Origin of the sequence: uncultured Methylobacterium sp., assembly GCF_964242245.1 — a bacterium.
Lineage (GTDB): Bacteria > Pseudomonadota > Alphaproteobacteria > Rhizobiales > Beijerinckiaceae > Methylobacterium.
This window is the reverse complement of record NZ_CAXTBY010000025.1, coordinates 13774-30827: the sequence shown is the minus strand read 5'-3', so window position 1 is coordinate 30827 and position 17054 is coordinate 13774. Positions and strand designations below refer to the sequence as shown.

General features: G+C 70.0%; 15 protein-coding genes and 1 pseudogene. 12 read left to right on the top strand and 4 right to left on the bottom strand.

Annotated features, from left to right (window positions below; translation table 11 throughout):
- Positions 1-4: 4 nt before the first annotated feature.
- From ACFE8Y_RS08360 to ACFE8Y_RS08340, 5 genes are all read left to right on the top strand, one after another.
- A complete protein-coding gene (locus tag ACFE8Y_RS08360; protein WP_375463931.1) occupies positions 5-916 on the top strand; it encodes a fumarylacetoacetate hydrolase family protein in 912 nt (303 codons plus the stop codon).
- Complete coding sequence (locus ACFE8Y_RS08355) at positions 913-1875, top strand: NAD(P)-dependent oxidoreductase (protein ID WP_375463930.1); 963 nt, start codon at positions 913-915, stop codon at positions 1873-1875. Before ACFE8Y_RS08360 ends, ACFE8Y_RS08355 begins: the two co-directional genes overlap by 4 nt.
- A gap of 8 nt (positions 1876-1883) precedes the next feature.
- Positions 1884-3023 carry a mandelate racemase/muconate lactonizing enzyme family protein gene (locus ACFE8Y_RS08350; protein WP_375463929.1) on the top strand — a complete coding sequence of 380 codons (1140 nt, stop codon included), beginning with the start codon at positions 1884-1886 and terminating at the stop codon, positions 3021-3023.
- A gap of 80 nt (positions 3024-3103) precedes the next feature.
- Entirely contained in the window at positions 3104-3580 is a 477-nt protein-coding gene (locus tag ACFE8Y_RS08345; protein WP_375463928.1) for a tripartite tricarboxylate transporter TctB family protein, read from the top strand.
- A complete protein-coding gene (locus ACFE8Y_RS08340) occupies positions 3577-5106 on the top strand; it encodes a tripartite tricarboxylate transporter permease (RefSeq protein ID WP_375463927.1) in 1530 nt (509 codons plus the stop codon). The genes ACFE8Y_RS08345 and ACFE8Y_RS08340 overlap by 4 nt, the downstream gene beginning before the upstream one ends.
- A gap of 727 nt (positions 5107-5833) precedes the next feature.
- On the opposite strand, the gene ACFE8Y_RS08335 is transcribed toward ACFE8Y_RS08340, so the two are convergent.
- Together ACFE8Y_RS08335 and ACFE8Y_RS08330 are read right to left on the bottom strand one after the other, a co-directional pair.
- A complete protein-coding gene (locus tag ACFE8Y_RS08335; RefSeq protein ID WP_375463945.1) occupies positions 5834-6037 on the bottom strand; it encodes a hypothetical protein in 204 nt (67 codons plus the stop codon).
- Between the two features lie 50 nt (positions 6038-6087).
- Positions 6088-6135: pseudogene (locus ACFE8Y_RS08330) on the bottom strand (hypothetical protein); the annotation flags it as partial.
- A gap of 96 nt (positions 6136-6231) precedes the next feature.
- Here ACFE8Y_RS08330 and ACFE8Y_RS08325 point away from each other — a divergent pair.
- The 6 genes from ACFE8Y_RS08325 to ACFE8Y_RS08300 all read left to right on the top strand — a co-directional run bounded on the left by ACFE8Y_RS08325 (position 6232) and on the right by ACFE8Y_RS08300 (position 13165).
- Positions 6232-7287 carry an NAD(P)-dependent alcohol dehydrogenase gene (locus ACFE8Y_RS08325; RefSeq protein WP_375463926.1) on the top strand — a complete coding sequence of 352 codons (1056 nt, stop codon included), beginning with the start codon at positions 6232-6234 and terminating at the stop codon, positions 7285-7287.
- A 298-nt stretch (positions 7288-7585) separates the two neighbouring features.
- On the top strand, positions 7586-8119 hold the full coding sequence (locus ACFE8Y_RS08320) for a cytochrome b (protein WP_375463925.1): 534 nt from the start codon (positions 7586-7588) through the stop codon (positions 8117-8119).
- A gap of 307 nt (positions 8120-8426) precedes the next feature.
- Positions 8427-9893, top strand: coding sequence for an SLC13 family permease (locus tag ACFE8Y_RS08315; RefSeq protein WP_375463924.1), 1467 nt, complete (start codon positions 8427-8429; stop codon positions 9891-9893).
- A 46-nt stretch (positions 9894-9939) separates the two neighbouring features.
- Entirely contained in the window at positions 9940-11217 is a 1278-nt protein-coding gene (locus ACFE8Y_RS08310) for a CaiB/BaiF CoA transferase family protein (protein ID WP_375463923.1), read from the top strand.
- Positions 11218-11255: 38 nt separating this feature from the next.
- Positions 11256-12125, top strand: coding sequence for a citryl-CoA lyase (locus ACFE8Y_RS08305; RefSeq protein ID WP_375463922.1), 870 nt, complete (start codon positions 11256-11258; stop codon positions 12123-12125).
- Positions 12122-13165 (top strand): amidohydrolase family protein, encoded by a 1044-nt coding sequence (locus ACFE8Y_RS08300; protein ID WP_375463921.1) that lies wholly within the window; start codon positions 12122-12124, stop codon positions 13163-13165. Before ACFE8Y_RS08305 ends, ACFE8Y_RS08300 begins: the two co-directional genes overlap by 4 nt.
- On the opposite strand, the gene ACFE8Y_RS08295 is transcribed toward ACFE8Y_RS08300, so the two are convergent.
- Entirely contained in the window at positions 13141-14112 is a 972-nt protein-coding gene (locus tag ACFE8Y_RS08295; RefSeq protein WP_375463920.1) for a LysR family transcriptional regulator, read from the bottom strand. The two genes, ACFE8Y_RS08300 and ACFE8Y_RS08295, sit on opposite strands and share 25 nt — an antisense overlap.
- 164 nt (positions 14113-14276) lie before the next feature.
- Here ACFE8Y_RS08295 and ACFE8Y_RS08290 point away from each other — a divergent pair, with 164 nt between their 5' ends.
- Positions 14277-15584, top strand: coding sequence for an MFS transporter (locus ACFE8Y_RS08290; RefSeq protein WP_375463919.1), 1308 nt, complete (start codon positions 14277-14279; stop codon positions 15582-15584).
- Positions 15585-15875: 291 nt separating this feature from the next.
- Here the strand turns inward: ACFE8Y_RS08290 and ACFE8Y_RS08285 are convergent, their stop codons facing one another.
- Entirely contained in the window at positions 15876-16892 is a 1017-nt protein-coding gene (locus ACFE8Y_RS08285; RefSeq protein ID WP_375463918.1) for a LysR family transcriptional regulator, read from the bottom strand.
- Between the last annotated feature and the right edge of the window lie 162 nt (positions 16893-17054).

Genomic DNA, 17054 nt, shown 5'->3' with positions numbered 1-17054 from the left:
GGCGATGCGCTTCGTCACCTTCACGAAAGACGGCGCGGAGCGGGCGGGCATCCTGCTCGGCGACGCCGCGGGGCCCGACGACGTGGTCGTGGACCTCGCCCATCCGCTGATGCAGCCTGCACTCGCCGGCCGGGCGCCGCGGGTGATGGACCTGATCCACTCCGGCCTCGCCGACGCCGCGGCGCGCCTGCACGACCACGGTACCCCTGAAGCAGCGCGACTGCCGCTGCGGTCAGTGCGCCTGCTCGCGCCGCTGCCGGCGCCGCGCCGGATCTTCGGCATCGCGCACAACTACGTCGACGCGCTGGCCGAGCGCGGGGCACCTCATCCGGCCGAGCCGTTCCTGTTCATGAAGGAGCCGTGGACGGTGATCGGGCCGGGCGAGCCCGTGGTGCTGCCCCCCGGCATCGGCGGCTGCACCTACGAGTCCGAGATCGCCGCGGTGATCGGCCGCCGCGCCGACGCGGTGAGCGCGCAGGACGCCCTCGCGCATGTCTGCGCCTACGGCGTGTTCAACGATGTGAGCGCCAGCGGGCTGATCCGCCGCGAGGGCTTCGGACCGGGCAAGAACGTCGCGACCTTCGGCCCGTTCGGACCCTACATCGCCACCAGCGACGAGGTGTCCGACCCGCAGGCGCTCCGGATCGGCCTGTCGATCGATGGCGTAGTCCTTCAGGACTCCACTACGGCACGAATGCTGTTCACCGTCGCTGACCTCGTCGCCCACCTGTCGCAGCGGACGGCGCTGGAGCCCGGCGACGTGATCGCCACCGGCACGCCGGCCGGGATCGCCGCGCTGCGCGAGCCGCCGGCCTGGATCCGCCCTGGGACGACCATGACGGCCTGGGTCGAGGGCCTCGGTGCCCTGGTCAACCCGGTCGTCGCGGGAGATGCGTCATCAGGAAACGCACGATGACCGACCGTCCTCTCGTCCTCCTGACCAACCCAATCCACCCGGACGCCGAGGCGATGCTTGCGGCATATGTCCAGCCGCTAACCGCACCCGATCCGAGCGCCGTAACCCTAAGGGCGCTCATCGCCGAGGCCGAGGGCCTCGTGGTGCGGGTGAAGTTGCCCGACGACCTCCTCGACCACGCACCGCGCCTGCGCGGCATCGTTCGCCACGGCGTCGGCCTCGACATGATCCCCGTCGCAGCGGCGACGGCACGGGGCATCCCGGTGGCGAACCTGCCCGGAAGCAACACGCAGGCGGTGGCGGAGTACGTCTTCGCAGCCCTGCTGCACCTGCGCCGCAGACTCGGGCGCCTCGACGGGACGCTCCGCACCGACGGCTGGGGTGCCGCGCGGGCGCTCGCCGACGACCTCTCCGAGATCGGCGGGTGCACCCTCGGGGTGTTCGGACTGGGCGAGATCGGCGGACGCGTCGCGCGAATCGCCCACCACGGCTTCGGCATGCGGGTGCTCGGGACCTCCCGCAGCGGCTCGACCCTCGACGGCCTCGTGACGGCGGTCGACGGGGGGACCCTGTTCGCGCAGAGCGACGCGGTGGTGATCGCCTGCCCGCTCACCGACTCGACGCGCGGCCTCATCGACGCGGCGCTTATCGGCCGGATGAGGCCGGGGGCCGTCCTGGTCAACGTCGCCCGCGGCCCCGTGGTCGACACCGCTGCACTCGCCGTTGCCCTGCGCGCAGGCGCCATAGCCGGGGCAGCGCTCGACGTGTTCGACGTGCAGCCGCTGCTGCCCGACGATCCGTTGCGCGCCTGCCCGAACCTGCTGCTCACCCCGCATGTCGCCGGCATCACGCGCACCAGTTTGCGCGCGATGAGCGTCGGCGCGGTCGAGGAGATGCTGCGTATCCTGCGCGGCGAGCGCCCGAAGAACCTCGTCAACCCCGAGATCCTGTCCGCCTGAGGCAACCCATGCGCATCGCCCGCATCCAGTCCGTACCCGTGTCCTTCCGCGTGCCGGAGGGCCAGAACGTCCGTCTCGGCATCGGCCGCGCGGTCAAGCGCGACGCCGTGCTCGTGAAGGTCGAGACGGACGAGGGCCTCGTCGGCTGGGGCGAGGCCCACCATGGCCGCTGTCCCGGCGCCATCGCGAAGCTCATCGACACGACGCTGTCCGAGCTCGTCCTCGGCATGGATCCCCTCGACGTGAACGGCGTCTGGGCACGGGTCTACCGGATGCAGCTCGCCAGCCACGGCATGGGCGCGGGCGCGGCGATGGCCCTGTCGGGCCTCGACATCGCCCTGTGGGACATCCGCGGCAAGGCGAGCGGCTGGCCGATCTACCGGCTGCTCGGCGGCGCCTCCCGCGCGGTGCCCGCTTATGCCGGCGGCATCTCGCTCGGCTGGCAGGACCCGGCCTCACTCGCCGACGAGGCGCTGGCGCACGTCGCCTCCGGCTACCGTGCGGTGAAGCTGCGCGTCGGCGACAGTCCGCGGCGCGACATCGCCCGCGTCGAGGCGGTGCGCGAGGCGTTGGGCGACGAGGTCGAGATCCTGGTCGACGCCAATACCGGGTACAGCGTCGACGACGTGCGCCGGGTGATGCCGGCCTTCGAGGCCGCCGCAGTCGGCTGGCTGGAGGAGCCGTTTCCGCCCCAGGACGCATACAGCTACGGCGAGGCGGCGCGGCTCGGCACCGTGCCGCTCGCGGCCGGCGAGAACCACTTCACCCGCTACGAGTTCGTGCAGGCCCTCCAGGCCGGCCATCTCGGCTTCGTCCAGCCGGACCTGTCGAAGACCGGCGGCATCACCGAGACGATGCGCATCGCGGCGCTCGCTTCCGCCTGGAAGATCGGCGTCAACCCGCACACCTCGGCCACCGGCATCAACATGGTGGCCACCCTCCACCTGCTCGCGGCGGTCGACAACCCCGGCTACTTCGAGGGCGATGTCGCCAAGCACAACCCTTTCCGCGACGACGTAGTGGGGCTGCCCTACCAGCTCGACGGCGAGGGCAAGGTGCGGCCGCCCGACGGCCCCGGCCTCGGCGTCGAGGTCGACGAGCGCTTCCTCGCCGCCCATCCGCTGATCGAAGGCCCCTGCTACATCTGATCGTCTCGGACGCGGCTGATCCCGGCATGATCAAGCCTCACGTTTGTCCGAGAACGAAAACCAAAAAACAGGAGGGACGCGTGCTTCATTCCATCCAGCGCCATCGGGAGCGCTACGCCGGCGGCCTGACCGCGCTGATTGGCCTCGGCGCGATCGCGGAGTCGGCGACCTACGGTCTCGGCACGCTGGCCGCGATCGGGCCGGGCGCCTTCCCGCTCGCGATGGGCGTGATCCTCCTGGCCTGCGGCCTCGGGATCGGGCTGTCCGAAGAAGAATCCTCCGACGCACACGACCACGACCGGGTCGACCTCACACGGCCGGAGTGGCGCGGCTGGGGATGCATCGCCGGCGGGATGCTCGCCTTCCTGCTTCTCGCCCGGACCGCCGGCCTGTTCCCGGGCACCTTCGCATGCGTCTTCATCTCGGCGATGGGCGACCGCACGACGACCCTGCGCGGTGCCTGCATCCTCGCGACCCTGATCGCGGCGTTCGGCTGCGCCCTGTTCTACTACGGCCTGCACATTCAGCTGCCGCCGTTCGTGTGGAGCGTGTCATGATCGGCACGGCGCTATCAGACCTCGCCCACGGCTTCGAGGTCGCGCTCCAGCCCGCCAACTTCCTCGCTTGCTTTGCCGGCGTGCTGCTGGGCAACATCGTCGGCGTCCTGCCCGGGATGGGCGTGATGGCGGCGATCTCGATTCTGCTGCCGCTCACCTTCGCGATGCCACCGGTGGCCGCGATCCTGATGCTGTCGGGCATCTTCTACGGCGCCCAATACGGGGGCGCGATCTGTTCGATCCTGCTCAACCTACCTTGCCACCCGCCGCACGCCGTGACCTGCCTCGACGGCTACCCCCTGACCAAACAGGGCAAGGGCGGCACGGCGCTCGCCATCACGATGATGGGCGGCTTCTTCGGAGCCTCGTTCGGCATCGTGATGATGATCTTCTTCGCACCCCTTCTCGTGAAGGCTGCGCTGAAATTCGGGCCCGCGGACGTGTGCTCGTTGATGCTGCTGGGCCTGCTTGCCGGCTCAACGCTGGCCCGCGGCTCCGCGCTGAAGGGCATCGCCATGACGACGCTCGGACTCCTGCTCGGCATCTTCGGCACCGACGTGACCTCCGGCTACGAGCGCTTCACCTTCGGCCTGCCCGAACTCGCCGATGGTGTCGAGATCGTCGCTCTGGCACTCGGGCTGTTCGGCATCGCCGAGTTCCTGAAGAGCGTGAACAAGGTCGAGCCGCTGAAGGGCGGCGGCACGAGCGTGCGCCTGCGCGACATGCGACCGAGCGGGGAGGATCTGAAGCGCTCCGTCCTGCCGATCCTGCGCGGCACGCTGATCGGCAGTCTGTGCTCGCTCATCCCAGGCACCGGGCCGACGATCGCCTCCTTCGTCGCCTACGCCGCGGAGAAGAAACTCTCACGCACGCCCGAACGCTTCGGTCGCGGCGCGATCGAAGGCGTGGCCGCGCCCGAGACCGCGACCCACTCCTCGGTGCAGGGCGACTTCATCCCGACCATGAGCCTCGGCATCCCGGGCGACGCGGTGATGGCGCTTCTCCTCGCGGCGCTCACCATCCAGGGGATCACGCCGGGGCCGCTCCTGATCTCGCAGCACCCGGACATCTTCTGGGGTCTGATCGCGAGCTTCTGGGTCGGCAACATCCTGCTGATGGTGCTGAACGTTCCTCTGATCGGCCTGTGGGTCCGACTGCTAACGATCCCCTACCGCTACCTCTACCCCAGCGCGATGTTCTTCGTGTGCATCGGCGTTTACTCGACGAGCAGCAGCTTGTTCCAGGTCGGTGAGACGCTGGTGATCGGGCTCTTCGGTTACCTGCTGCTGATCCTTGGCTTCCACCCGGCGCCGATCCTGCTGGGCTTCGTGCTCGGGCCGCGCTTCGAGGAGAACTTCCGGCGCGCCATGCTGCTGTCGCAGGGCGACTTGACGGTGTTCGTCGAGCGACCGATCAGCGCCGCCTTTCTCGCCGTCTGTGCCCTCCTCGTCGTCGGCCAGCTTTACATGCGCTGGCGCCGCCGGGGGGTATTGGTACCCGATGGGCCCATCGTCATGGAAGGCTGAACGACATCGACTCCCGTTCCTGACCTCGAACGACTTTCTTAAAGTTCTCGCCTCCTGCTGCCGAAATGACCTACCGAAGCGACTTCCGCTTTGGAGCAAAAAGCTGCACGCGCCGAACGGCTTAGTTGGGCGCGATCCAAACATCTGCGTGAATAGCAGGCTATGTTAATCTCCAAACACCGTCCTGCCTGTCGACGGCTGATCGTGTCTCAAGGAAGCCAGCGTGCCAGCAGGCTGCAGGCGATTACGAAGCCGCTGAAGGCCAGCAGCAGATAGCCGATCTGCAACGGGATGGGTCGACGTTCGAGCGCCATGTCAGCCTCCAGGTTGGGGGGACGGCATCAGTCGCAGCCGGCGACGCCGCCATCGCCTTGGCCAGGGGCGCCGAGGGCGAGGCACCGAGAACCTTGTGGCGGTCGGATAACCCGAAACGCCGCGCCGCCGAATCGTGACAGCTGCCGCAGCCTGCCGCTCGGCACGCGCGAGGGCGCGGACCGCCGCCAGGGCATGGGCCTGCTCCAACAGCAGCGCCTCACGGGCGGCATGCAACTGCGCCGGCGGCAGGGTGCAGTCGAGCATCGCCAGCCGCAAGGCGAATCGCTGCAGGATCTCGGCCTCGCGGCTTCGGGCGGCAGCCAGCCGGACCGCTCCCGACACCATCAGGCGGCGTGTGGCAGGGCGTGGATAGCGGCGGGATCCGGGCGTGCCCATCGGCGCGGGTCCCTCCTCAGTCCCGGGCCCTGGCCCGGCGCTCGTCCCACCAGTCATCCCGGGCGGTGTCCTCCTGCGCGCGCTCCGCGCTGCGGCGGGCCTCGTCGGCAACACCGGCGAAGGGATTGGGCGCCGAGTCGGGCCGTGAGCCGCGGTCGTTGGCCGGTGTGGGCCGGGTTGGCCCGCCATTGAGAAAACCGTCGAACAGCCGCTCGACCATCCGGTCTCGGGGTGCACGGCATTGAGCATGACATGGACGTGGGCGTGGTCCTTGTCGTCATGGGCGGCCAGCAGGGCCTGATGGCCCTCCCAGCCCATGTGCGCGAGGTAGTGCTAGCCTCCGATATGCCGTGCGATATATAGCGATCCGCATCAGGATCGGCGATCGCCGGCCCCCTCCGGAGACGAGCCCGCATGTTCACCTGCACCGGCTACGCATCATCGAGCCCCGAGGCGCCGCTCGCACCGTTCAGCTTCCAGCGCCGCGATCCCGGCCCGTCCGACATCGAGATCGAGATCGTCTATTGCGGCGTGTGCCACTCGGATCTGCACCAAGCCCGCAACGAGTGGCAGAACACCCTCTATCCCTGCGTCCCCGGCCACGAGATCGTCGGGCGCGTTACCCGCGTCGGGCCTGAGGTCTCGACCTTCAAGCCGGGGGATCTGGCCGGCGTCGGCTGCATGGTCGATTCCTGTCGGGAATGCGCGAGCTGCAAGGAAGGTCTGGAGCAGTACTGCGAGCCGGGCTTCACCGCGACCTACAACGGCCCCGAGGCGCAGACCGGCGGCCACACCTTCGGCGGCTATTCGAGCCACATCGTGGTCGACAGCCACTTCGTCCTGCGCATCCCGGAGAACCTCGACCTCGCCGGCGTCGCCCCGCTGCTGTGTGCCGGCATCACCACCTATTCGCCGCTGCGCCACTGGAAGGTCGGTCCCGGCTCGAAGGTCGGCATCGTGGGCTTGGGCGGTCTCGGGCACATGGGCCTCAAGCTCGCCCACGCCATGGGTGCGAAGGTGACCCTGTTCACCACCTCGCCGGGCAAGGAAGCGGATGCCAAGCGCCTCGGCGCCGATGCCGTGGTGATCTCGAAGGACGCCGACGCCATGGCCGCGCAAGGCGAGAGCTTCGACTTCATCCTCGACACGGTCGCGGCGAGCCACGACATCAACGCCTATCTCGCTCTGCTGAAGCGCGACGGCACGCTGGTGCAGGTCGGCGCCCCGGAGAAGCCCCTCGACGTGCAGGTGTTCAGCGTCATCTGGCGGCGGCGCAACTTCGCGGGCTCGCTGATCGGCGGGATCGCGGAGACGCAGGAGATGCTCGAGTTCTGCGCCGAGCACGGCATCACCTCGGACATCGAGATGATCCCGATCAGCGAGATCGAGACCGCCTATGCCCGGATGCTTAAGAGCGACGTGAAGTACCGCTTCGTCATCGACATGACCTCCCTGCCGAAGGCCGCCTAGGACCGATGGGGCCGATCGCCGACGGCGTGTGAACCAGCGCAGGGACCCGGTACCGATTTCGAGTCGGGGTGATGACGTGCGGATCAGGTCGGCCTCGAGACCGGTGTCCGACGACACGCCCGGCAGCAGGAAGCGTTGGGCCTCCGTCAGGGCAAGCGCGTGCCCGGTCGCCCGTCCGCATGGTGTAAGAGGTTCCCTCGCCTCGATCCCGATCCTGTCGAGGCAATCCTGCGTCGGGCCTCGAATGGCGTTAAGGTCATCGCCGTTCGGGACAACGCACAGGTCGTGAGGAATGCCGATGGCCAACTGGCTCGATACGTCGCAGCGTTACGGCCGCATCAGCCGTGGCTTCCACTGGCTGATGGCCGCGCTCTTCGCTTGGCATTTTGCGGGGGCGCTTCTCTACGTCGGCATCGGTGACACGGCGCTCACGCGCTTCGTCGGCGGGACCCATTTCACCATGGGCTTCACCCTCTTCGTCCTCGTGCTGCTGCGTGGGGCCTGGGGTCTGGCCAATCTGAGACGACGACCGCCGCATCCGGGCCGCCTGGGTCGCGCTGCGGCGACCGGCCATGCCTTGATCTACGTCCTGATGGTCGTCGTGCCGGGCATGGCCCTGATGCGCCAGTACGGATCGGGCAAGGGCTTCTCCCCCTTCGGCATCCCGATCATGCCGGAGCGTGGCAGCAAGATCGCCTGGATGATGGCTCCAGCCGACCTCCTCCACTACGGGATGGGTTTCGTCCTTCTGGCGGTCGTGCTCGGCCACGTCACAATGGCCGTCCTCCACCGCGTGCTGTGGAAGGAGGACGTGCTGGTGCGAATGGCGTGACCCGAACCAGCGCCGGAATGCTCGGCTGAAGCGCGCACGACTGCACCGATCGGCGCAGTCGTGCCGCCATGGCAGTTCGCCGCGCGGCACGCTCCCTCATTCCTCAGACTTATCGGTCGCTGAAAATTAGCGATTGGACCGCCTGCAGCTTGCCTGGAACAAGCACAACCAGCACCAGATCGGCATGCTGGCGGCTTGGGCTCGCTTCTCGCGCGCCCTGCCGATGACGAGGCAGAACAGGTCCCCGAGGACCGGAACGTCCCGCGTCGCCTTACGGGAACGGCAGGAAACGTTACGGGAGGGGACGATGGCCGTTACCGCGCACCATGCGCCGCCCGTGGTCGCCGCTGCGCCGCCCGACCCCGATCACGCGACGATCAAGCTCGTCGGCGTCGGCGCGGCCGTGCTGGTCGCGGCCGCGATCTGGCTGGCGCCGACCCCTGCCGGACTGTCCCTGCCCGGCCATAAGGCGCTGGCGCTCTTCGGCTGCATCTTCATCCTGTACCTGACCGAAGCCATCCCGCTCGCGGTCGCGAGCCTGCTCGTCGTTCCGGCCGCCACGCTGTCCGGGATCACCACGGTCAAGGGCGCTCTCGAAGGGTTCTCCGCCGCTTCCGCCTACCTCATCGTCGGTGCCTTCGTGCTGGCCACCGCCATGGTCAAGACGCGGCTGGCCGAGCGCATCACCTACCGCATCCTCCTGCGCATCGGCTCCGCCCCGACGCGGATCACGCTGGGCGTGACCCTCGTCAACATCGCGCTGGCCTTCCTCGTCCCGTCGTCGACCGCCCGGACCGCGATCCTGCTGCCGGAGTGCCTGAGCATCCTGGCGCTCTACGGGACCGCGGGCCGCTCCCCCTTCGCGATCAACCTGCTCCTGACGCTCACGATGACCAACGCCACGATCGGCGCCGGCATCCTCACCGCCACGGTGCCGAACCCCGTCACCGTCGAGTTCGTCGCCAAGGCCGGCGGCCACACGATCAGCTACGCCGAGTGGCTGCTCTACGGCTTCCCGCCGGCGCTGCTGATGACCTTCGCCACCTGGGGCCTCATCCAGCGGGTCTTCCCGCCCGAGGTCGACGCGCGGCAGGCCGAGACCGACGAGACGATCCGCGCCAACCTGGACGAGCTCGGCGGCATGTCGTCGCCCGAGTGGCGCACGCTCCTGGTGTTCGGGATGGTCACGCTGCTCTGGGCGACGCAGGGCCTGACCGGGTTCGACACCACCGTCGTGTGCCTCGCGGGCGTCGTCCTGCTGTTCCTGCCGAAGTTCGGGGTGATGAGCTGGGCCGACGCCAACAAGGGCGTGTCCTGGCAGGTCCTGCTGGTGGCCGGCGGCGGCATCTCGCTGGGCGACATCCTGCTCAAGACCGGCGCCGCGGGATGGCTGGCCGACGCCATCTTCCACGGCCTCGGGCTCGCCGGTGCCTCGACCCTGGTCGTGGTCGTCGTGGTGATGCTGATCGTGCAGTACCTGCACCTGATCTTCGTCGGCACGACCGCGATGGCGACCGCCCTGCTGCCGATCATCCTGGCGATGGCGGACACGGCCAACATCAGTCCCGTCGCCCTGGCGCTGCCCGCCGGCATGATCATCGGCGGCTATCCGCTGCTGATGTTCTACAACACCCTGCCCAGCATCATCGTCTACGGCACCGGACGCCTGACGGTCGGCGACTTCCCGAAGGTGGGCGTCGCCATCTGCGCCCTGGCCTGCCTCGTCTACGCGCTCTGCGCCGCGACCTACTGGCGGTGGCTCGGCCTCTACTGAGCTGCGCCCGGGTCGACCGTGCGACCCTTCGAACGAGGATCATCCCATGACGCTTCCCCTGCAAGGCATCCGCGTCCTCGACCTGTCGAACGTGCTGGCCGGCCCGTTCTGCGGCTACCACCTCGCGCGCATGGGCGCCGAGGTGATCAAGGTCGAGAACCCGAAGGGCGGCGACCTCGCCCGCCGGCTCGGCGCCGACCCGAAGATGGCCGAGCGCCTGATGGGCCTGTCCTTCGTGGCCGTGAACGCCGGCAAGCAGTCCGTCGCCATCGACCTCAAGGCGGACGAGGGCAAGGAGATCTTCCTGCGGCTCGTCGAGAAGGCCGACGTCGTGCTGGAGAACTTCCGGCCGAAGGTGATGGAGCGCCTCGGCCTCGGCTACGACGTGCTCGCGCGGGCCAACCCGCGCCTCGTCTACTGTGCCATCTCCGGGTTCGGGCAGGACGGGCCCTGGCTCGGCCGCCCGGCCTACGACCAGATCGTCCAGGGCCTGTCCGGCGTCATGAGCGTCACGGGCGACGCCGCCACGGCGCCGCTGCGCACCGGCTTCCCGATCTCCGACACCATCGCCGGGATCACCGCCGCCTTCGCCATCGCCTCGGCGCTCGTCGAGCAGCGCGCCACGGGCCGCGGTCGCCGCATCGACGTGTCCCTGCTGGAGGCGACGCTTGCCGCGATGGGCTGGGTGGTCTCCAACCACCTCAACGGCAACGTCGAGCCCCAGCCGATGGGCAACGAGAACGTCACCGCGGCCCCGAGCGGCACGTTCAAGACCGGCGGCGGCCCGCTCAACATCGCCGCCAACGAGCAGAAGCAGTACGAAACCTTGTGCGGCCTAGTCGGACGCCCCGACCTCAGGACCGACCCGCGCTTCGCCGACCGGCAGTCCCGCAAGGTCCACCGCGCCGCGCTGTCGGCGGCGCTGAACGACGCCCTCCAGGCGCGCACCGCCAGGGAGTGGGAGGCCCTGCTCAACGCCAACGGCGTGCCGGCCGGCAGCGTCCTCACGGTGCCGGAGATCCTCGCGGAGGAGCAGGTGACCGGCCGGCGCTTCGTGGAGACCCTCGACGCGACGGTGACCGGGGATCAGCCGATGCGCGTCACCCGCCCCGGCTTCCTGCTCGACGAGGATTACCCGGCCCCGACGCCCCCGCCGCAGCTCGGCCAGGACACCGACCGCTGGCTTACCGAGCTCGGCTACGGGGCGGAACGGATCGCCGGCCTCAAGGAGCACGGCACCGTCACCGCGACCGACCGGCCGACGGTCGGGCCGTCGCCCGGGCTACCCGAACTGCGGGCGCACGCCGAGAGCTCCAGCAGCTGATCCCCACCCTCGACGACCACACGCAAGGAGCTCCGACCATGAGCGACAAGGACCCTGCCGCCATCCTCGACGCCGCCGAGGCGTGGTGGTCGACGGCCATCATCGACATGAAGCCGGGCGTCATCCGCTTCGCCGGTTACCCGGTCGAGCAGCTGATCGGCGCGGTCAGCTTCCCGCAGATGATCTGGCTGATGCTGCGCGGCGCCATGCCCACGCCTGCCGAGAGCGCGCTCCTGGAGGCGGCGCTGGTCTCGGCCGTCGACCACGGCCCGCAGGCGCCCTCCATCGCGATCAGCCGCATGTCCGTCACCTGCGGCCTGCCGCTGAACGGTGCGATGGCCTCGGCGATCAACGTCCTCGACGACATCCACGGCGGCGCGGGCGAGCAGTGCATGGAGCTCTACGCCGACATCGCCCGGCGCATGGACGCGGGCCAAGTCCTCGACGCCGCGGTCGAGGCCGGGCTCGACGCGTTCATCGCCGCGCGGGGCAGGATCGTCTCCGGGTTCGGGCACCGCTTCCACCCGGTCGACCCGCGCGCGCCGCGGCTGCTCGCCCTCGTCGACGAGGCCCGGCGGACGGGCGTGGTCGGCGGCCGCTTCGCCGACATCGGGCGCGGCGTCGAGGCCTCCTTGAGGCGCCGCAAGGGCCGGGGCATCCCGATGAACATCGACGGGGCGACGGCGGTGATCTACGCCGAACTCGGCTTCGCGGCGCCGCTCGGTCGCGGCCTGTTCATCCTGTCGCGCTCGGTCGGCATCCTGGCCCACGCCTGGGAGCAGACGCAGCAGGGCGGTCGCATCAAGGGGCCGATGCCGCGCGGCATCCCTTACACCTACACCGGACCGGCCCAGCGCGACTACGCGGGCGACGCGACCGCACCGGCAGCAGCGGGCGGGCTTGCGTGACCGGGCACCAAGCGCCGAACTACCTGCCCGTCCGGCCCGATTGGCTCGCCCTACGGCGCGAGGAGCCGCTCAGGCCCGAGTTGCCGATCATCGACGCCCACCACCACCTGTGGGACCGGCCGGGCTGGCGCTACCTGTTCGAGGCGTACCTGGCCGACATCCGCGAGAGCGGCCACGCGGTCCGGGCCAGCGTCTACATGCAGGCGCAGACCATGTACCGCGCCGACGGTCCGCCTTCGCGCAAGGTGGTCGGGGAGACCGAGTTCGCCAACGGCGTCGCGGCGATGGCGGCGAGCGGGCTCTACGGCCCGGCCCGGATCTGCGCCGGCATCGTCGGGTACGCCGACCTGAGACTCGGGGCGGCGGTCGCGGACGTGCTGGAAGATCATGTCCGCGCGGGCGGCGACCGCTTCCGCGGCATCCGCCACCTCACCACCTGGGATGCCGACGCGAGCCTGATGAATCCGCTGAGCGCCGGGCAGCCCGGCCTCCTGGCGGATACGGCGTTCCGGGCCGGCTTCGCGTGCCTCGCCCCGCTCGGCCTGAGCTACGACGCGTGGCTGTTCCACCCGCAGCTTCCCGAGCTGACCGACCTCGCCCGCGCGTTCCCGGCCACCACCATCGTGCTCGACCATTGCGGCGGCGTCCTCGGCGCCGGCGCCTACGCAGGGCGGCGCGACGCGGTCTTCGCGCACTGGTCGCGGGCGATCCGAACGCTGGCGGAATGCGCCAACGTCGTGGTCAAGCTCGGCGGCCTCGGCATGCGGATCAACGGATTCGGGTTCGAGGCCGGCGCGGCACCGCCCTCGTCCGAGGATCTCGCGCGGGCGTGGCGCCCCTACATCGAGACCTGCATCGACGCCTTCGGCCCGGGCCGCTGCATGTTCGAGAGCAACTTCCCGGTCGACAAGGGCTCCACCAGCTACGGCACCCTGTGGAATGCCTTCAAGCGCCTCACGCGGCAGGCCGGCGACGACGAGGTCGCCGCGCTGTTCGGCGGGACCGCGGCGCGCGTCTACGCCGTCCCGACCCAGCCCTGAGCGGCGTGCCCCGCGGTCAGCGCCGCGACGCCGGAGCCGAGGCTACCTTGCGTCAGCAGGAGCGAGCCCTGGTCGCGCAGCAGCGCGACCACCCGCGACGCGGCCGGCGAGAGGTAGCTGTCGCGGCGATGGACGCAGCCGAGCGGTCGCCGCAGCGTCGTCGCGTCGATGTCCAGGCGTTCGACCCAGCTGCCGAGGCGCTCCGGCGGGAGGTTGCGGGTCGAGGTGAAGCTCAGGAGCTCGGTCTCGCCGATCAGCCTCGGCAGCATGGTGATCGAGTTCGTCTCGATCTGGACCTGGGGACCGGCGGTCCCGTGCGCCTGGAACACCGTGTCGAGCCATTGCCGCATCGCGACCGTCCGGGCGGGCAGGACCCACTTCCAGGCGCTCAGATCCCCGATGTCGAGCGGCCGGCCGCAGAGCGGATGGCCCCTGGCGGCGACGACCACGACCTCGTCGGTGCCGAACGCCTCGTGGGCGAACTCGTCGGCGTCGCTCGGCAGGACGGGTCCGATCACGAGATCGAGGCGGCTCTCGCGCAGGGCGGTCCGCAGGACCCCGCTCATGCCGATCTGCAGGTCCACGGTGACGCCCGGGGCTGCGGCGATGAGCTGGCGGCAGACATGGGGCAGGAGGAACTCGGCCATCGTCGCGCCGGTGCCGACCCGCACGTGGCCGGCGGTGCCGGCGGCGAACTCGCCGACCTCGCGGATCGCCTCGTCCATCGCCGTCCGCATCAGCCGCGCCCGCGTCAGCAGCACCTCGCCGACCTGGGTCAGCAGCAGGCCGCGGCCGGAACGGTCGAACAGCTCCGCCCCGATCGACGCTTCCAGGCGCTGGATGCACTTGGTCAGCGCCGGCTGCGTCCGCCCGAGCCGTTCCGCTGCCCGCCCGAGATGCCCGCAACCCGCGATGACTTCGAAGAACGCGAGGTCCCTCAGGTCCATCAATTCCTCCCGGTTATCGTTCGCTGAACATTAGCGATTGGACCCCGTAGCCCCCTCCTGACAGACATTGAACGGTCCCCGCGCCTGCCCGTCCGGCAACCGCGCGGGCGACGAACCAATCGGACCTTGTGTCCGAGAGCAAGACATTAAACGGGGAGGATTCGATGAGTGTCGCTGTCGCGACCGCGCCCGGCGTCGAGCCGGACATCCACCGGAACCTGCTCGAGAGCGCGGTCGCCAAGAACACGCGGCGCTTGGTGCCCATCCTGGGCCTCGCCTACCTGTTCAACTACCTCGACCGCACCAGCGTGGGCTTTGCGGCCCTGCAGATGAATCAGGCCATCGGCCTGACCGCGTCGCAGTTCGGCTGGGGCGCCGGCATCCTGTTCTTCAGCTACTGCCTGCTCGAAGTGCCGAGCAACGTCATGATGTACAAGTTCGGCGCGCGCCGCTGGCTCGCCCGCATCATGATCACGTGGGGCATCGCTGCGGCTGCGACCGCCTTCGCGGTCGGCCCGCTGAGCTTCTACGTCATCCGGTTCCTGCTCGGCGTGTTCGAGGCCGGGTTCTTCCCCGGCGTGATCTGGTACATCTCGATCTGGTTCCCGGCCCGCTACCGCACGCGCGTGCTCGCGCTGTTCATGGCGTCGACCCCGCTGTCGTCGCTGATCGGCAGCCCGATCTCGGCGTCGCTGCTCAGCATGGACGGCTTCCTCGGCCTCGGCGGCTGGCAGTGGATGTTCCTGATGGAAGGGCTGCCGGCCTGCCTCCTCGGCGTGGCGTGCCTCTGGTTCCTGGCCGACACGCCCAAGGACGCGACGTGGCTCGGCGACGACGAGCGCACGGCCCTGATCAACGAACTCGCCTGCGAGACGTACGAGAAGCCCAAGAAGGATCTCTGGGCGGCGATGCGGGACGTGCGCGTGGTCTTGCTGACCACCATCACCTTCGCCTTCACCATCGGCTCCTACGGCATCGGCATCTGGCTGCCGCAGATCCTCAAGGGCCACGGCCTGTCGAACATCGCGGTCGGCTGGGTCGCGGCGGTCCCGTACCTGTTCGCGACGGTCGGCATGATGGCCTGGGCGCAGCACGTCGACCGCACCGGCAGGAAGATCGACAACCTCGTCGCGGCGCTCGTCCTCGGCGCGGCGGGCTTGGCGGCGTCCGTGCTGTTCAGCGCGCTGATCCCGGCCCTGGTGTGCCTGACCCTGGCCCTGGTCGGCACGATCTCGGCGCGCACCGTGTTCTACACGATCCCGCAGAGCTTCCTCACGGGGGCAGCCGCCGCCGGGGGGCTGGCGTTCATCAACGCGGTCGGCGCCTTCGGCGGCTTCGTCGGCCCCTACCTCGTCGGCTACCTCAAGGACGCGACGGGATCCTACGACGCCGGCATGCTCGGCATGGCGGCCATCCTGCTCGTCTCCGTCTTCATCGCCGGCTCCCTCAAGCTCGTCATCAAGAACGCCTGAGCGCGCAAGCATCCGGCGCCCGGCGTCCGGCGAGCCACGCGCGCACTTCGGCGGACGGGCCGGTTGGCCGCCGCGTCTTTCGGATGGATGATAGGGCCTATCACGCCCAAGGATCGGATCTCCAGGATCGGATCTCCTCGTCGCGGGTGTGGTGAACCGCCCACGCCGCCTTCGTGCTCGACGCTCCGGAGCAGGCCCCGCACGCGCGTCGACCCCTCCAGGGCGGCGGCCTCGCGCATCATAGCGGCGGGGGCTCGCGATGCGATGCCGGCATCGCGCCGAACGACGGCGTCAGGCGCCGGCGTGGGACGGGCCGCCCGCCGGCAGGGCGAAATACGGGGACGGCACCGCCCGCGGCCCGGCCGCCCGGCGGTCGATCCGTTGGCAGTCGGCGGCGACGCCGCGCAGGACCCGCCGGAGCCAGGCGTGCGACGGGGACACGTGCTTGCACTCGTGCCAGAGCATGTAGAAGTCCATGCCGCACAGTTCCTCGGGCGCGTCGAGCACCGCGAAGGGGAACATCTGCGCGTAGTGCTCGGCGAAGGGCCGGCCCGTGGTGAACATCAGGTCCGATTCGATGATGATCGGCGGCACCAGGGCGTATTCGGGCGTCGTCGCCGCGATGCGCCGCGAGAGCCCGAGTTCGAGCAGCCGCCCGTCGATCGGGCTCAGGGCGGCCGACTGTGCCGGCGTCGGCGAGATGTGGCGCTGCCGCAGGTAGAGGTCGAGGGACAGGGGCGTGCCGTGCTGCGCCAGGGGGTGGCGGGGGCCGACCATGCAGACGATGTCGGTCGACAGCAGCGGCGCGATCCGCAGGTCGCCCGGCGGGCGCGGCCAGTTCCCGATGACGAGGTCGACCTCGCCGCGGGCCAGCAGCGCCGCGAAATCCTCGATGCGCGGCATCGGGCAGAGGTCGACGGTGGCCGCCGGCGCGTGGCGGCCGATCTCCCGGATGATGCGCGGGATCAGGATCGCCCCGAGGCAGTTCGCCGCCACGATCCGGAAGCAGCGGCTGCTCACGGCGGGGTCGAAGCGCGGGCTCGGCGACAGGGTCGCGTCCATCTCGTCGAGGAGGCGCCGGACGGTCTCCTTGAGGGCGATGCCGCGCTCCGTCGGCACCAGCAGGCTGCCCGTCCGCACCAGCAGCGGATCGTCGATCAGGCTGCGCAGGCGCTTCAGCGTGAGGCTGACCGCGGGCTGGCTCTGGCCGAGGATCTCGGCCGTGCGCGACACGCTGCACTCGGTCAGCAGGATGACGAGGGTGCGCATCAGGCGCACGTCCAGCGCGCCGTTCGTGCCGCCGGACATGCGCGCCGTCCTTCCTCTGGCCGGGCCGGGTCCCGACGCGCCGGGACGGGGCATCTTCCGTGCCAGACGCCGGACGCGGACCGGCGCCCTTAAGGCCGCGCCAATGGCGGCCATAGGGCCGGGCCCATAGGCGCCCGCGCCGAACGGTGCGAGCGTGGGCGC

What these genes read in the sequence shown, in the direction of transcription:
- ACFE8Y_RS08360 (WP_375463931.1), top strand. Translation starts at nt 5, where the DNA reads ATGCGCTTCGTCACCTTCACGAAAGACGGCGCGGAGCGGGCGGGCATC.
- ACFE8Y_RS08315 (WP_375463924.1), top strand. Translation starts at nt 8,427, where the DNA reads ATGGCCGTTACCGCGCACCATGCGCCGCCCGTGGTCGCCGCTGCGCCG.
- ACFE8Y_RS08320 (WP_375463925.1), top strand. Translation starts at nt 7,586, where the DNA reads ATGGCCAACTGGCTCGATACGTCGCAGCGTTACGGCCGCATCAGCCGT.
- ACFE8Y_RS08350 (WP_375463929.1), top strand. Translation starts at nt 1,884, where the DNA reads ATGCGCATCGCCCGCATCCAGTCCGTACCCGTGTCCTTCCGCGTGCCG.
- ACFE8Y_RS08295 (WP_375463920.1), bottom strand. Translation starts at nt 14,112, where the DNA reads ATGGACCTGAGGGACCTCGCGTTCTTCGAAGTCATCGCGGGTTGCGGG.
- ACFE8Y_RS08355 (WP_375463930.1), top strand. Translation starts at nt 913, where the DNA reads ATGACCGACCGTCCTCTCGTCCTCCTGACCAACCCAATCCACCCGGAC.
- ACFE8Y_RS08340 (WP_375463927.1), top strand. Translation starts at nt 3,577, where the DNA reads ATGATCGGCACGGCGCTATCAGACCTCGCCCACGGCTTCGAGGTCGCG.
- ACFE8Y_RS08310 (WP_375463923.1), top strand. Translation starts at nt 9,940, where the DNA reads ATGACGCTTCCCCTGCAAGGCATCCGCGTCCTCGACCTGTCGAACGTG.
- ACFE8Y_RS08285 (WP_375463918.1), bottom strand. Translation starts at nt 16,892, where the DNA reads ATGTCCGGCGGCACGAACGGCGCGCTGGACGTGCGCCTGATGCGCACC.
- ACFE8Y_RS08305 (WP_375463922.1), top strand. Translation starts at nt 11,256, where the DNA reads ATGAGCGACAAGGACCCTGCCGCCATCCTCGACGCCGCCGAGGCGTGG.
- ACFE8Y_RS08325 (WP_375463926.1), top strand. Translation starts at nt 6,232, where the DNA reads ATGTTCACCTGCACCGGCTACGCATCATCGAGCCCCGAGGCGCCGCTC.
- ACFE8Y_RS08290 (WP_375463919.1), top strand. Translation starts at nt 14,277, where the DNA reads ATGAGTGTCGCTGTCGCGACCGCGCCCGGCGTCGAGCCGGACATCCAC.
- ACFE8Y_RS08335 (WP_375463945.1), bottom strand. Translation starts at nt 6,037, where the DNA reads ATGGTCGAGCGGCTGTTCGACGGTTTTCTCAATGGCGGGCCAACCCGG.